The organism is Polaromonas sp. YR568 (assembly GCF_943369415.1).
In the GTDB taxonomy this organism is placed as follows: domain Bacteria; phylum Pseudomonadota; class Gammaproteobacteria; order Burkholderiales; family Burkholderiaceae_C; genus Polaromonas.
The window spans coordinates 86,966-101,075 of sequence record NZ_CALRNF020000009.1; the positions used below are offsets into that span (position 1 = coordinate 86,966).

Sequence of the window (14,110 nt, forward strand, 5' to 3'; positions counted from 1 at the left end):
TTTTTCAAAAGGAAAACGTGGACAGCGGTTCAGGCCGCGGGCAGCAGGCCTTTTTCACGCAGGATGTCGCCGGCCAGCGCGAAGGCATGGTTGGCCGCGGGCACGCCGCAGTAGATGGCGGCCTGCAAAATGACTTCCTTGATCTCGTCGGGCGTGAGGCGCGACTCGGGCGGTCCGTCGAGCGCGGCGCGCACGTGCATCACGAATTCCTCGTAAGCCTTGAGCGCGATCATGGTCGACAGCACCATGAGGCGGCGCGTCTTGTCGCCCAGCGCGGGCCGGCCCCAGACTTCATTCCAGGCATAGCGCGTGATCAGGTCCTGGAATTCACCGTTGAAGGCATTGCTTTTGGCGATGGACTTGTCCACCCAGGCGTCGCCCAGCACGCGGCGGCGGTTGATCATGCCCTTGTCATAGTCATTCATGGAGTCGCTCATGGGGTCACCTTGGTCCGTTTGTTGTCGTCGGTCTGCGAAACCAGTGCCTGTACGGCATCGGCCTGGGCATGCGCCTGGCCGGCGGCCAGCCCGGCCAGTTCAGGGTTGAACCATTCGTCGGCGGCGTCCTGCGGCAGTTCGGCGCGCAGGGTGTCGAGGTTGGCGCGCATGCGCTTCGTATCCACCTGCAGGCCGGGCAGTGCGTGCGCCATGGCGCGCACCGAGCCATGGGCCGACATCAGCAGCCCCGGCCATTCGGCAAGCTCGGCCTGCCAGTTGCCCAGCGCGCGTTCGTGCTCCTGCGGCATGGTGGCCAGCAAGGCGGCCACGCGCTGCGGCGCGCGCGCGGCGGCGGCCAGCGCCACCATGCAGGCGACGGGATTGCGTTTGTGCGGCATGGCCGACGAGCCGCCGCGCCCGGGTTCGGCCGGCTCGGCTAGCTCGCCGACTTCATACTGGCCCATCAGCGAGATGTCCTTCGCGATCTTGCCCAGGCTGCCCACCAGCAAGCCCAGCTCGCAGCCCAGCGCCACCCATTCGTCGCGCTGGGTGTGCCAGGGAAATGCGCTGGCCTTGAGCTTGAGGTCGGCCGCCATGTGCGCGGTGACCTGCGGGCCCTTGCCCTTCATCTGTGCCAGCGTGCCCACCGCGCCGCCCAGTTGCACGGCCAGCGCGTTGTCGCCGGCGGCCCGCAGGCGCAGCAGGCTGCGCGCCAGCGGCGCGGCCCAGCCGGCGCACTTGAAGCCGAAGCTGGTGACAGAGGCCGGCTGCATCAGCGTGCGGGCCAGCACCGGGTCGGCCGCATGGCGGCGTGCCAGCACCAGCAGGGCCGCCACCGCCTTGCGGATGTCGGCCTCGATCAGGTTGACCGCATTGCGCGTGACCAGCGCCAGCGCCGTGTCTATCACGTCCTGCGAGGTGGAGCCGAAGTGCACATAGCCGGCGGCGTCCTTGTTGAACAGCCCCACGGTTTCCTTCAGGCTCTTGACCAGCGGAATCGCAATGCTGCCCGCGCGCCCGCTTTCGCGCACGATCTTGGCGACGTCGAACAGCTCGACCTTGCAGGTGCCGATGATGGACTGGGCGGCCGCCTCGGGGATCAGGCCCACGCCGGCCTGGGCGCGCGCCAGCGAGGCCTCGAAGCGCAGCATGGCGTCAAGGAAGTTGCGCTCGCTGAACGCGTCCAGGATCTCGGGTGTGGAGAGAAAACCTTCAAAAATACTGCTCATTCGATTTGAGTTCCTCTCAATAAAGGTGACAAAATGTTTTTCCGCCGGGCCGCCCCAAGGAAAAATGCGCCCCATACAAGGAGAAAAGGGGCAGCGCGCCGTAGGCATGAAGTGACGAGCGTGGGGGCTCATCGCTTTAGGCGCATCTGGTTGGGCAAAGGTACGGAACGGCGCAGGACATCTTCACCCAGCCACAGCGCCGAGCGCCACGCGCGCTCCGCCACAGAGGGCAGCGGCATCTGCTGGTAATCGTCGTTGAACACCTCAAAACTGTAGTCGCCGCGGTAGCCCAGGCCGTGCAGCCGGCTCACCAGGGTCGCCAGCGCCTCGCTGTGCACGCCCTCGCCGGGGAAAACGCGGAAATGCCGGGCGGTGGCGATGCGCTCCTCGACCGACTTGATCTCGGTCCACATGAAGTCGGCCAGCTGCACCAGGAAAATCTTGTCCGGGTCCAGGATGTCGAGCTCGTCCAGCGAGGTGCCGGTGGCGAACATATGGTAGGAATCAAAGCCCAGGCCCAGGTTGGGCATGTCGGCCTGGCAGATGATCTCCCAGGCCTGCGGGAACTCGTTGATGACGCGGCCCCAGGACAGGGCTTCGTAGGCGATCCTGATGTTCATCGGGATCGCCAGCATGGCCAGCTTGCGCAGGTCCTTGACCAGCGCGGCGGTCTCGCCCGTCGCATGCACCGAGGTCGACGAGCAGACCAGCAGCAGCCGGCAGTCCAGCGCGTGGCACATGTCCAGCATGGACTTGGCGATGTCCATCTTGTAGTCGTGCAGGTGGCCCGACAGGCCCTCGAAGTCGCGCAGCACCTGGAAGCCCGTGACGCGCAGGCCGCTGGCGCGCACCGCCGCGACGGCGGCTTCCATGCCGTCCGGGTGGCCGACGATGTCCCTGGCGGCCAGCATGATCTGCGTGAAGCCGGCGCCCTTCACGGCCTTGAGCTTGGCCTCCAGCGGCCCCGCGAGCGAGATGGTATCCATCCCGAAGTCGTCAATGTTTCCGCTGTAGTGGCTCATGGTGTTTGCCGCCCGCTTCAGCGTTCGTTGTGGACCAGCTCAAAACTCACGCTGCCCATCCAGGTGCGCGTGAGCGCACCGCGGTCCTCGGTGTGCACGCCCCGCGACTCGACGAATTCCACGCCGCGTTTGGTGAGCTCGGCCACCGAGGCCAGCACGTCGGGGCTGCCCAGGCCCACGCGCTGCAAGGCTTCGTCGCCCTCCACGTCCAGCACGCTGGCTTCGGGCTCTATCAGCTGCAGGTAAAAGCGCGAGGCCTCCGGGCACGGGCTGCGCAAGATGCGGCCCTTGGGCAGGATGCCGAAGCGCTGGTCGTCGGGCAGGTCCGTGAAGCCGAAAAGCTCGCGGTAGAACTCGGCCCAGTCCTCGGTGCGGTCGTTGCCGATGTATTGCACGACGCCGAAAAAATGCAGGCCGGCCACGGCGGGCGGGTGCGGCTCCACCGTCGGGATGGGCACGAAGTCCACGTCGTAGATCGAAAAGGTTTCGTAGCGGTCCACGAAATAGATGCGGCTCTTGCCCACGCCGTGAATGGCCGGGATGTTGAGTTCCATCACCTCGACGCGCGAAGGCACGGCCCAGGCGCCGCGCGCCAGCGCGCGGTGGTAAGCCGCGGCCGCGTCGCGCACGCGCAGTGCGACAGCGGCGATCACCGGTTTGTCGGTGGGCGCGGCGCCGTCGGGCAGGGAAGGAATATGGGCGTTGACGATGACGTTCATGCCGCCCTGGCGGTACAGCATGACTTCGCGCGAACGGTGCCGCGCCACCGGCCTGAAGCCCATCATTTCCAGCACCTGGCCCAGGGCCTGCGGCTTGGCGGTGGTGTATTCGATGAACTCTATGCCGTCCATCCCCAGGGGGTTGGCGACCTCGGGGATGGCTTCGCGGTCGGCGGTGGGCGCTTGCGTGGCAGTGCTCATGGTGTTCTCCGGTTCAAGGGATCTGCGCGGCGGCCGGCGCCACGGCCGCGCCCGGCGCGTGGCCGCCGCCCAGGAACAGGCGTTCGATGTTGGGGTCGGCCAGCAGCTGCGCGGCCGGCTTGTGCAGCACCAGCTGGCCCGACTCCAGCGCGATGGCGTCGTCGGATATCTTGAGCGCGCTCTTGACGTTCTGCTCCACCATCAGCACCGTCGTGCCCTGGGCCGCCAGCCTTTGCAGCAGCTTGAACACGTCCTGCACCACCATGGGCGACAGGCCTATGGAGGGCTCGTCGATCAGCAGCACCTTGGGCCGCAGCAGCAGCGCGCGGCCGATCTCAAGCTGCTTTTGCTCGCCGCCCGACAGCGCCGAGGCCTGCGAATGCAAGCGCTCCTTCACGCGCGGGAAAAACTCCAGCACTTCGGGAATGCGTTCGTGTGTGGTCTTGGTGCCCAGCGTGATGCCGCCCAGCTCCAGGTTCTGGAACACGGTCAGTTGCCCAAACAGGTTGCGGCCCTGCGGCACAAAGGCGATGCCCCTGGCCAGCAGCTCTTTCTGGCTGGCGCCTGAGATGTCCGCACCGTCCAGCAGGATGCGGCCCTGGCGCGGCTTGAGCAGGCCGAACAATGTTTTGAGTACCGTGGACTTGCCCGCGCCGTTGGGGCCCAGCAGCAAGGTGATGGAGCCGCGCCTGACCTTGAAGGACAGGTTGTTGAGGATCATGAAGTCCTTGTAGCCCGCGACCACGTCGTCGAATTCGATGCAGATGTCGTTTGCCATGTCAGTTCCCGAGGTAAGCGTCCAGCACTTCCCTGTTGGCGCGAATTTCCGCCGGTGTTCCTATGGCCATCACGCGCCCTTCGACCATCACCATGATGCGGTGGCACAGGTCCATCACAAAATCCATGTTGTGCTCGATCACCACAAAAGAGCTCTTGCGGCCGAACTTCGGGTTCTGGTTGAGTTCCTTGAGCAGCGAGGAGATGCCGCCCACCAGGCTGGGGTTCACGCCGGCGCAGGGCTCGTCGAGCAGCACCAGGTCGGGCTCGGCCATAAAGGCCATGGCGATGTCCACGAGTTTTTGCTGGCCGTAGCTCAGCGTGCCGGCCAGCTTGTCGGCCACGTGGCGTATGCGGAACTGGTCGATCAGCGCGTCAGCCTTGCCGCCCAGGCCCGAATCGCCCGGCGCGAACATGCGGCTGAACATGCTGCCCTTGTGTTCCTGCGCGGCGACGATGAGGTTGTCGCGCACCGTCATCTTGCCGAAGACCTGCAGGGTCTGGAAGGTGCGACCGACGCCGCGCCGGCTCAGTTCCAGCGGCGACAGGCCGGTGATGTTCCGCCCGTTCAGTTCTATGGAGCCCTCGTTGGGCGAAATCTGCCCCAGCACGCTGTTGAACATGGTGGTCTTGCCCGAGCCGTTGGGCCCGATGACACCGAAGATCTCGCCCGGCATCACTTCAAAGGACACACCCGCCACGGCCTGGATGGCGCCGTAGGATTTTTTCAACCCGCTGACCTTGAGCAAGGCGCCGCTCATGACGACACCCCCGCACGGCCGGCCGCTGCTGCCGCGGCGCTGCGCGCGGCCGAGGCTTCACGCGCCGCGCGCCGGTCGCGGATGCGGGTGGGAATGCTGAGCAGTCCGTCGGGCAGCCACACCATCAGCACAACCACCGAGGCACCGAACATCGGCAGATACCAGTTAGACACGCCGGGCACGTCGCGCAGCCATTCAGGCAGCACCACACCCACGGCGGCGCCGACCACCGGCCCGAGGAAATATCCCGCCCCGCCGACCACCACCATCAAATACAGCATGATGGACGCCGCCACGTTGAAGGGCCCCGGCTCGATGAATTGCACCAGCGAGGCGAACAGCGCGCCGGCGATGCCCGCATACACCGCGCCTATGGCAAAACTCAGCAGCGTGTAGTTGCGGATGTTCACGCCCAGGCTTTCGGCGCGTATCGGGTTGTCGCGCAGGGCGGTGAAGGCCTTGCCCCAGGGCGAGCGCAGCAGGCCCCACAGCAGGCCCGCCAGCAGCACGGTGACCGCCAGCACGAAGTAGTAGTAAGCAAGGTTGCCTTCCAGCGAATAGCCCAGGAGCGACGGCCGCGCGATGTTGTTGATGCCGAAAGTGCCGCCCGTGAGCCATTCTTCGTTGCGCATCACCAGCCAGATCGCGGTGTTGAAGCCCAGCGTGGCGAAGGCCAGATAAATCGCCTGCACGCGCAGCGCCGGAAAGCCCAGGATCAGCCCGACGATGAAGCAGATCAGCGCGGCGGCCGGCAGGCCCAGCCAGAAGCTGAAGCCGGCTTTCATCAAAATCGCCACGGTGTAGGCGCCTATGCCGAAGAAGGCCGCATGGCCCAGCGACTTCTGGCCCGCGTAGCCGATGGTCAGGTTCAGCCCCATGGTGGCAATGATGAACACCAGCCAGTAGGTCAGCAGGTAGATGCCGTAGTTCTTGAGGAACTGCGGCGCCACCAGCACCAGCAGCGCGGAGAGCGCGGCCAGCACCAGGGAAATGTTGCCGGGCCGCTTCATACCTTGCGCTCCTCTTTTTTGCCGAGCAGGCCCTGCGGCTTGAACAGGATCACGACCATGAAAATAACCAGCGCCACCGCGTCCTTGTAGGCCGGCGAGATGTAGGCCGAGGCCAGGTTCTCGCAGACGCCCACGATGAGCCCGCCCAGCAGCGCGCCGCGCGAGTTGTTGAAGCCGCCAATGATGGCCGCGAAAAACGCCTTGGTGCCCAGGCCCTCGCCCATGTCGAACTTGGCAAGGTAGGTCGGCGTGACCAGCAGCGCGGCCACCACCGCCAGCACGGCGTTGATGGCGAAGGTGTAAAAAATCATGCGCGGCACGTTGATGCCGAGCACGGAGGCGCTTTCGGTGTTCTGCGCGACGGCCTGCATGGCGCGGCCCGTCACGGTTTTGGCGAGGAAGGCCTGCGTGGCCATCACCACCACCAGCGCCAGCACGAAGGTGCCGATGTCCTGCAGGGTCACGGTGACGCCGGCGATGTTGAACAGCCTGTCGGGGAACAGGCTGGCAAAGGGATGCGCCTCGGCGCTGTAGCCGGCGCGCACGCCGTTGCGCATGGCGATCGACAGGCCTATGGTGGCCACGACGATGGGCATCATGCCGTACTTGAACAATGGGTCCACCACGCCGCGCTTGAACAGCCAGCCCAGCACCAGCACCGCCAGCAGCGCGGTCAGCACAAAACTCACCAGCATGGGGGCGCCCAGCGAGATGAAGCCCAGCATCATGAAAGCCGGCAGCATCACGAATTCGCCCTGGGCGAAATTGATGGTGCCCGACGCCTGCCACAGCAAGGTAAAGCCCAGGGCCGCCAGCGCATAGATGCTGCCGGTGGCCAGGCCCGAGAAAAAGAGTTGCAGAAAATCCGTCATGGCAGTGCGTGCGTGGAGTTTGAAAGAAGACAGCGACAGAAGACAGAAGACAGAGGAGGCCGGTGCCGTGCCGCCATCGCGGCATGGCACCGGCGCCCGCCCGTGCCTTACTTCTTGCCCAGCGCCGGCAGGATGGCCACCACTTCCTGCTTGCCGTTCTTCACCTCGATCATGAAGCTTTCACGGTCCAGGTCGCCCTTGCTGTCGAAGGACACGTCCATCAGCACGCCGGGCTGGTCGGCGGCCTTCACCTTCAGCGTATGCAGGGCCGCGGCCACGGCCTTGCGGTCCAGCTTGCCGACTTTTTCAATCGCGGCCTTCAGCACGTAAATGCCCGAATAGCCTTTCATGCCGTTGTGGTCGGAGACGTATTTGTATTCCTTCTCGAACTTGGCGCGGAAGGCGCGAATCGCCGGCTGCGGCGCGTCGACCGTGAGGCCCACGTGCGCCACGGCGCCGTTGGCGGCGTCGCCCGCGAGTTCGATGACCTTCTGGCCGGTCAGCGTGGTTTCGCCGATCACCGGCTTGGTCCAGCCCTGCTTGCGCAGCTCGCGCAGCAGGCGCGCGGACTCTTCCTCGTTGGAATAGGCGAACAGGCCGTCGGCATTGCTTTGCTTGGCGCGCAGCACGGCGGCCGAGAAGTCCACCTGGCCGGATTCGCTGGAGATTTCAGCGACGACCTTGGTGTCGGTCTTGGCCAGCGCCTTCTTGATGGCGTCCAGGCCGCCCTTGCCGAAGTCGTTGTTCACGTAAATGATGGCGATGCTCTTGAGCTTGGCCTGCTGGTTGATGTAGCGCGCCACCTTGGGCATGGCGTCGGCCTGCGTGAAGCTGGTGCGGAACACGTAGGGGTTGCCCTGCTCGGTGATGCTGGAAGCCTCGCCGCCGGTGAAATTGGGCACCTCGGCGCGGCGCGACTCGGCCATGCTGACCATGATGGAGCCGGAGAACACCGGGCCGAAGATGGCGAACACGTCGTTGTCGATGGCTTTTTGCGTCAGGCCCTTGGCGATGCCCGGGTTGCTTTGCGTGTCGGTGGTGGTGGTCTGTATCTTCTTGCCCAGGATGCCGCCGGAGGCGTTGATTTCCTTGACGGCCAGTTCCACCCCGTTCTTGAAGTTGGTGCCGGCCGTGGCGCCGCCGCCGGACAACTCGACAATGTTCGCGATCTTGATCACGTCTTGCGCGAAGCCGGCCGTGGCGCCCATGGCCAGCGCGCAGGCGGCTATCAATTGAAGGGCGAATCGTTTTTTCATGTTTGTCTCCTCTGGTTAAAAATCAATGCAGCCGGTCAAAGGGCGCTCAACGGCGCACTTGCGTCCGCCCCGGACACCGGCGCCCGGCCGTCCGCCGGGATGCGCCGGATTTCACCCGCCATCGCGGCCGGGTACAAATGCTCGCGGATGAAAGTCGCGTCGCGGCGCACCGCTTCGGCCGCCTCGGTGTAGCCGAAAAATTCCAGGTAATCCGGCGCCTGCTGGATCAGCATTTCAAAACCCGGCTGGGCCACCAGCCCGCGGCCGCGCACCGCGCGCACGAAAGGCGTGGGCTGGTTCTTCATGAGGATGTCGATGACCGCCGCATGCGGCGCCAGGCGCGCGACATCGCAGGGCATCGGATCGGCGGCCTGCATTCCGAGCGGTGAGGCATTCACGACGAGGTCGTAGCCCGAAGGATCGCTGCCTGCGGCTGCCAGCACACGCGTGCCGGAGGCCTGCGGCGCCGAGGCGATATGCGCCGCGATCGCTTCGGCCTTGCCCGGCACCGGGTCGTAAAGCGAGATCTCGGCGGGCGCGCGCTTGCCGGCAATCGCCAGCGAGGCGGCAATGGCCGAAGCGCCGCCGCCTGCGCCCAGCACCAGCACGCGCCTGCCGGCGTAGGGCACGCCGAAGTAGTCGAGTGAAGACACAAAACCCTTGCCGTCAAACAACCCGCCTTCGAGTGTGCCGTCGGGGTTGCGGCGTATGCCGTTGACGGCGCCGGCCACGCGGCCGTAGTCGTTGCAGTGCGACAGCAGGCCCATCACCAGCGATTTGTGGGGAATGGCCAGGAACATGCCCTTGATGTTCTTCGCCAGGAAGGCGGCACGCACAAAGGTTTCGATGTCGCCCGCCGCCACATGCACCGGCACCAGCACGGCATTGATGCCCAGGGTTTTGAAGATCAGGTTGAACACATCCGGTGCCCTGACCTGCTCCACCGGATCGCCGGGAATCAGGTAGACATCGGTATTGCCCTGGACGGTGGGAAGCATGTCGAAGTTCGCCTTGTTGTTTCGCCGAATTGTTCGATCATCGATTAATCGGCGGTAGTGGGAGCGAACTTTATCGATCTCCACACCGATTTCAAAGCAATATTCTTGATATTTGTTCGATCATCGATCAATAATGATCGGCAATCGAACGAAACAAGGGTTTGACCTATGACGACAGCCGTTCACCATCTCCCGCAGCCCGATGCCCTGCAGGCACCCAGCCCGCCCGCCCTCGACAAGCGCGACTGGATCGCCGGCCTTGAAAAAGGCTTGTCCATCATTGAGTGTTTCGACGACGCCAACCCACGCCTGACCGCCAGCCAGGCCGGTGCGCGTTGCGGCATGACGCGTACCGCCGCGCGCCGCTACCTGCTGACGCTGGAGCATCTCGGCTACGTCGCCGGCGACGGCAAACTCTTCTGGCTCACGCCGCGCGTGCTCAGGCTGGGCCAGTCCTACCTCGAATCGGCCCGCCTGCCGCGCATCGTCCAGCCTTTTTTGCAGCGCGTGACAGCCGGCACCCAGGAGAGCGCGTATGTCAGCGTGATGGACGGCGACGACATCGTCTACATCGCGCGCAACGGCTCCAGCCGCGCGATGAACACCGGCTACGTGCTGGGTTCGCGCGTGCAGGCCCAGGTCACCGCCGCCGGCATGCTGATGCTGTCCATGCGCGAACCAGCATGGCTGGAAAACTGGTTCGCCGGCCACGAACTCAAGGCCTACACCTCCTTCACCATCGCCAGCAAGGAGCGCCTGCGCGTCGAACTGGCCCGCGTGCGCGCGCAGGGCTGGGCGATTTCCGAACAGCAGCTGGAGCTGAACTACCGCGGCATCGCCGTGCCGCTGCGCGACCGGCATGGCGACGTGGTGGGGGCGCTCAGTGTCACCATGCCCATGGGGCATGAGTCGAGCGAAGAGGCGGCGGGGAGGGTTTTGTCGGTTTTGCGCGAGACGGCGCAGGCGATGAGGAACTTGATTTGACCTTGCCCGTCGGGCTGGGGCGGTTCTTGTTCTTAAGGCGTGTTTTCAGCTGAGGCTTGCTGGCCGGGAGTGGCCCGGCCAGCAAGCCTCAGCAAAGAGAACCCTCGAAGAACAAGCAAAGACTGCGAAAAATCCAGCCCGTCCGGCAAGGACAAAAAAAATTAAACCCATCCCTCCAACACTAGCTTCCCGCGCGCCTTGCCGGACTCAACCAACTCGTGCGCCCGCCGCAAATTCGCCGCATTGATCGCACCAAAGGTCTGCGTCAAGGTCGTGCGGATCAAACCCGAATCGACGAGCTGGGCCACCTCGTTGAGCAGGCGGTGCTGCGCCACCATGTCGGGCGTGCCGAACAGGGGCCGGGTGAACATCAATTCCCAGTGGATGGAGGCGCTCTTGCGCTTGAACAGTGTGATGTCGAAGTTCACCGGGTCGTCGATCAGGCCGAACTTGCCTTGCGGTGCGATGGCTTCGGCGATCTGCGCCAGGTGGCTGTCGGTTTGCGTGAGGCCCACGATGTAGTCCACCGCGGGAATGCCGATGCGCTTGAGCTCTTCGGCAATCGGCCGGCTGTGGTCGATGACGTGGTGGGCGCCGAGTTCCTTCACCCAGGCCTGCGTTTCGGGCCGTGAGGCCGTGCCGATGACGGTGAGCGAGGTCAGGCGCGTGGCCAGCTGCGTCATGATGGAGCCGACACCGCCCGAGGCGCCGATGATCAGCAGTGTTTTGTTGTTCGGTGTTTTGCCTGGCGCGATGCCGAGGCGGTCGAACAGCATTTCCCAGGCGGTGATGCTGGTCAGCGGCAGGGCGGCGGCCTCGGCAAAGCCCAGGCTTTGCGGCATGCGGCCGACGATGCGTTCATCGACCAGGTGCAGTTCGCTGTTGGTGCCGGGCCGGGCGATGGAGCCCGCGTACCAGACCTTGTCGCCGGCCTTGAACAGCGTGACCTCGGGGCCGACGGCGCGCACGACGCCGCTGGCGTCATAGCCCAGCACCTTGTAATCGGGGCCGGCGCTGCGGGCCGCGCTGGCGCGCACTTTGGTGTCCACCGGGTTCACCGACACCGCCTTGACCTCGACCAGCACGTCGTGGCCCGCGGGCGTCGGGTCGGGCAGGGTGATGTCGGTAAGGCCGGCCTGGCCTGGGGCGTTCAATGCGTGGGCCTCGATGTAGCCAATGGCTTTCATGGTGTTTCCTTTGCGGGTCAAGTTTGATCAAAAAGCAATGCCTGAACTGTAGAGCCTTTGAAAATCAAGATAAACAAGCCACCAATTGAAGGCATTTACAAATAAAATTTGTAAATGAAAGCCCTCCAGGACCTGGAAATCTTTGTCCGCACCGTGGATTCGGGCAGCCTGTCGGCCACCGCCCGCAGCCTGGACCTGACGCCGGCCGCCGCCAGCGCCGCCCTCAAGCGGCTGGAGCAAGAGTTGCAGGCGCCCCTGTTTGTGCGCTCCACGCGCAGCCTGCGCCTCACGCGCGAAGGCGAGGTCTTCCTCGCGCATTGCCGGCCTGCCTTGGCCGCCTTGCGCGATGCGCAGCTGGAACTGGCCAGCGGCCGGCAGCAGGTCAGCGGTGTGCTGCAATTGGCCGCGCCTTCGGATTTCGGCCGCAACCTTTTGCTGCCCTGGCTGGAAGAGTTCCAGCAACTGCACCCCGGCATCCAGTACCGGCTGCATTTGTCGGACCGCGTCACCAACGTCTACAGCGACCTGGTCGATGCCGCCTTCCGACAGGGCGAGCCGCCCGAGTCGAGCATGCTGGCGCTACCAGTGCACCTGACGAATCGCCGCGTGCTGTGCGCATCGCCCGCTTACCTGAAAGCGCGCGGCACGCCCGAAACGCCGCAGGCCGTGGCCGGGCACAGCTGCCTGTGCTTCATGCTCGGTGAGGATGTGTATGACCGCTGGAAGTTCTGGCGCGACGGCGAGGAAGTCACGGTGCGCGCCGGCGGCGGCAACGTCGCGAATGACGGCGACGTGGTGCGCCTGTGGGCGCTGGCCGGCCGCGGCATCATCTACAAATCGCGGCTGGATGTGACGGCGGACCTGGCCGCGGGCCGACTGGTGGCGCTGTGCACTGAGTGGCAAACGGAAGCCTCGCCCATGTACATGGTGTTACCGGGGCGGCGGCAATTGACGCCGGGGCTGCGGTTGCTGCGGGAGTTTATCGAGGGACGTTGCGGGGCACTGGCCAGGACCTAGTTTGCAACCGGGTGTCTTTGTTGGCAAGCAAAGCCTTCAAACCCGCCCTTACCCAAGGGTTGCGTTCAGGACTACAGACCTGCATCGCGCTTGCGCGCACAATGAATTTTCAGCCGCCACCCTGGCGGATCGCAAAGGCAGCCCGGCCCGCAGGCCCCCGCGCTGCAAATCCTGAAAGGAAAAACTCCATGCAAATCCAGGTCAATTCCAAGCACACGATGCACACCGGCGAATCCTTCGAGCGCTGGGCCAGCGACGAACTGCATGAATCACTGAGCCGCTTCAAGGGCGACATCACGCGCATAGAGGTGCACATGAGCGACGAGAACGGGGACAAGACCAGCCCCGACCAGAAGCGCTGCGTGATGGAGGCGCGCCTGGCGCACCACGACCCGCTGGCCGTCAACCACCAGGCGCCCAACCAGGACCTGGCGTTTCGCGGCGCGAGCGACAAGCTCAAGCGCGTGCTGGACCACACCCTGGGAAAACTGCGCGACCATCACCGCGACCGCGACACCATACGGCGCGAACCCGAGCCCGAAGGCGGCACGCTGTAAGCCGGTTCAAGTTTTTTCCAGCGCCTTGACCATCGCAAAGCGGCGGAACTGCGCGCCGCGCAACTCGATGTGCTGTTCTTCTTTCACGGTGAAGCCCTGGCGCGCAAAAAACGGCCGGCCCAGCAGGCTGGCTTCGGTGTAAAGCCTGGCAACGCCGAGTTCGCGCAAGGCGGCCTCAGCGCGGCCCAGCAGCTGCGAGGCCACGCCGCGCCGCGCCGCCAGCGGCGAGGTGAACATCAGGTCGATGTGGCCGTCTTCTTCATAACCGACAAACCCCAGCAGCGCCTCGCTGTTCTGCGCATCCTGCGCCAGCAGCACTTTGAGCGGCTTCAGTCGCCTTTCCCAGATGCCCAGGTCGGGCGGCTGCGGCGCCCAGGCCTTGCGTTGCGCTTCGTCATAGTGAGTGACAGCCAGGCCATGGATCGCATCGGTGAAAAGCTGTGCAACGGCGGCGAGATCCTTGTCGCTGTAAGCCCTGATCCGCATGCGTTTAAAAACTTCCGAGGTAATCCATCTTGCCCAGTGGCACGCCCTGGTTGCGCAGGATGGCATACGCCGTGGTCAGATGGAAGAAGAGGTTGGGCAGCACGAAGTTCAGCAAATACGGCTCGCACTCGAAATTCATTTCCTTGCCGCGGACCTTGAGCGTCACGGTGCCGCCGGCGCGCGCATTGATCTGCGCTTCGTTCACGGTCTTGAGGAAATCCACCGTTTTGGCGATGCGGGCCTGCAGTTCTTCGAACGTGGTTTCGGTGTCGGCAAAGCTGGGCGGGGTGACGCCCGCCAGGCGCGCCGCGCCGAACTTGGCGGCGTCGCTCGCGCCCTGGACCTGGCCCGAGAGCGGGTACATGTCGGGCGCCAGGCGGGCATTGACATAAGTGGAGAGGTCGACCTTGTTCGCTTCTGCATGCGCTTTGGCTTTTTCGAGCACGGCCGACAGGTTGGTGAAGCCGCGGATAAAGACGGGAATGGAAGCCTGGTAAAGGGTCAGCGGCATAAAAACTTTCTGGGGTTGGAGGGTGTTCGGGGCGGCGCCGGAAACGCCGGCCCCGATTTTGTTCCTGTTGCGAAAATCTTGCTGGC

16 protein-coding genes are annotated in these 14,110 nt (G+C 64.8%); 3 read left to right on the forward strand and 13 right to left on the reverse strand.

Annotated elements, in window-relative coordinates; genetic code table 11:
* Positions 1–29: 29 nt before the first annotated feature.
* From ACLV74_RS08300 to ACLV74_RS08345, 10 genes are all read right to left on the reverse strand, one after another.
* Complete coding sequence (locus ACLV74_RS08300) at positions 30–437, reverse strand: carboxymuconolactone decarboxylase family protein (RefSeq protein ID WP_411878904.1); 408 nt, start codon at positions 435–437, stop codon at positions 30–32.
* Complete coding sequence (gene pcaB / locus ACLV74_RS08305; protein ID WP_411878905.1) at positions 434–1,666, reverse strand: 3-carboxy-cis,cis-muconate cycloisomerase; 1,233 nt, start codon at positions 1,664–1,666, stop codon at positions 434–436. Before pcaB ends, ACLV74_RS08300 begins: the two co-directional genes overlap by 4 nt.
* Before the next feature lie 128 nt (positions 1,667–1,794).
* On the reverse strand, positions 1,795–2,688 hold the full coding sequence (locus tag ACLV74_RS08310) for a sugar phosphate isomerase/epimerase family protein (protein WP_411878906.1): 894 nt from the start codon (positions 2,686–2,688) through the stop codon (positions 1,795–1,797).
* A 17-nt stretch (positions 2,689–2,705) separates the two neighbouring features.
* A complete protein-coding gene (locus ACLV74_RS08315; protein ID WP_411878907.1) occupies positions 2,706–3,608 on the reverse strand; it encodes a 4-hydroxyphenylpyruvate dioxygenase in 903 nt (300 codons plus the stop codon).
* A gap of 13 nt (positions 3,609–3,621) precedes the next feature.
* A complete protein-coding gene (locus ACLV74_RS08320) occupies positions 3,622–4,386 on the reverse strand; it encodes an ABC transporter ATP-binding protein (protein WP_411878908.1) in 765 nt (254 codons plus the stop codon).
* A 1-nt stretch (position 4,387) separates the two neighbouring features.
* Positions 4,388–5,146 carry an ABC transporter ATP-binding protein gene (locus tag ACLV74_RS08325; RefSeq protein WP_411878909.1) on the reverse strand — a complete coding sequence of 253 codons (759 nt, stop codon included), beginning with the start codon at positions 5,144–5,146 and terminating at the stop codon, positions 4,388–4,390.
* Entirely contained in the window at positions 5,143–6,156 is a 1,014-nt protein-coding gene (locus ACLV74_RS08330) for a branched-chain amino acid ABC transporter permease (protein ID WP_411878910.1), read from the reverse strand. Before ACLV74_RS08330 ends, ACLV74_RS08325 begins: the two co-directional genes overlap by 4 nt.
* On the reverse strand, positions 6,153–7,028 hold the full coding sequence (locus tag ACLV74_RS08335) for a branched-chain amino acid ABC transporter permease (RefSeq protein ID WP_411878911.1): 876 nt from the start codon (positions 7,026–7,028) through the stop codon (positions 6,153–6,155). The genes ACLV74_RS08330 and ACLV74_RS08335 overlap by 4 nt, the downstream gene beginning before the upstream one ends.
* 107 nt (positions 7,029–7,135) lie before the next feature.
* Positions 7,136–8,284 (reverse strand): ABC transporter substrate-binding protein, encoded by a 1,149-nt coding sequence (locus tag ACLV74_RS08340; RefSeq protein WP_411878912.1) that lies wholly within the window; start codon positions 8,282–8,284, stop codon positions 7,136–7,138.
* Between the two features lie 35 nt (positions 8,285–8,319).
* Positions 8,320–9,282: a shikimate dehydrogenase family protein gene (locus ACLV74_RS08345; protein WP_411878913.1), complete on the reverse strand. Its 963-nt coding sequence runs from the start codon at positions 9,280–9,282 to the stop codon at positions 8,320–8,322.
* A gap of 168 nt (positions 9,283–9,450) precedes the next feature.
* On the opposite strand from ACLV74_RS08345, the gene ACLV74_RS08350 reads away from it, so the two are divergent.
* Positions 9,451–10,266, forward strand: a complete 816-nt coding sequence (locus ACLV74_RS08350; protein ID WP_411878914.1) for an IclR family transcriptional regulator C-terminal domain-containing protein — start codon at positions 9,451–9,453, stop codon at positions 10,264–10,266.
* A 161-nt stretch (positions 10,267–10,427) separates the two neighbouring features.
* Here the strand turns inward: ACLV74_RS08350 and ACLV74_RS08355 are convergent, their stop codons facing one another.
* Entirely contained in the window at positions 10,428–11,453 is a 1,026-nt protein-coding gene (locus ACLV74_RS08355; protein WP_411878915.1) for a zinc-binding alcohol dehydrogenase family protein, read from the reverse strand.
* Between the two features lie 114 nt (positions 11,454–11,567).
* Between ACLV74_RS08355 and ACLV74_RS08360 the strand changes: the two genes are divergently transcribed.
* Together ACLV74_RS08360 and ACLV74_RS08365 are read left to right on the forward strand one after the other, a co-directional pair.
* Complete coding sequence (locus tag ACLV74_RS08360; protein ID WP_411878916.1) at positions 11,568–12,470, forward strand: LysR family transcriptional regulator; 903 nt, start codon at positions 11,568–11,570, stop codon at positions 12,468–12,470.
* A gap of 188 nt (positions 12,471–12,658) precedes the next feature.
* Positions 12,659–13,027 (forward strand): HPF/RaiA family ribosome-associated protein, encoded by a 369-nt coding sequence (locus ACLV74_RS08365; RefSeq protein ID WP_411878917.1) that lies wholly within the window; start codon positions 12,659–12,661, stop codon positions 13,025–13,027.
* A gap of 6 nt (positions 13,028–13,033) precedes the next feature.
* Here ACLV74_RS08365 and ACLV74_RS08370 read toward each other — a convergent pair whose 3' ends face one another.
* Positions 13,034–13,513 carry a GNAT family N-acetyltransferase gene (locus ACLV74_RS08370; RefSeq protein ID WP_411878918.1) on the reverse strand — a complete coding sequence of 160 codons (480 nt, stop codon included), beginning with the start codon at positions 13,511–13,513 and terminating at the stop codon, positions 13,034–13,036.
* 4 nt (positions 13,514–13,517) lie between these two features.
* Entirely contained in the window at positions 13,518–14,024 is a 507-nt protein-coding gene (locus ACLV74_RS08375; RefSeq protein ID WP_411878919.1) for a DUF1993 family protein, read from the reverse strand.
* Between the last annotated feature and the right edge of the window lie 86 nt (positions 14,025–14,110).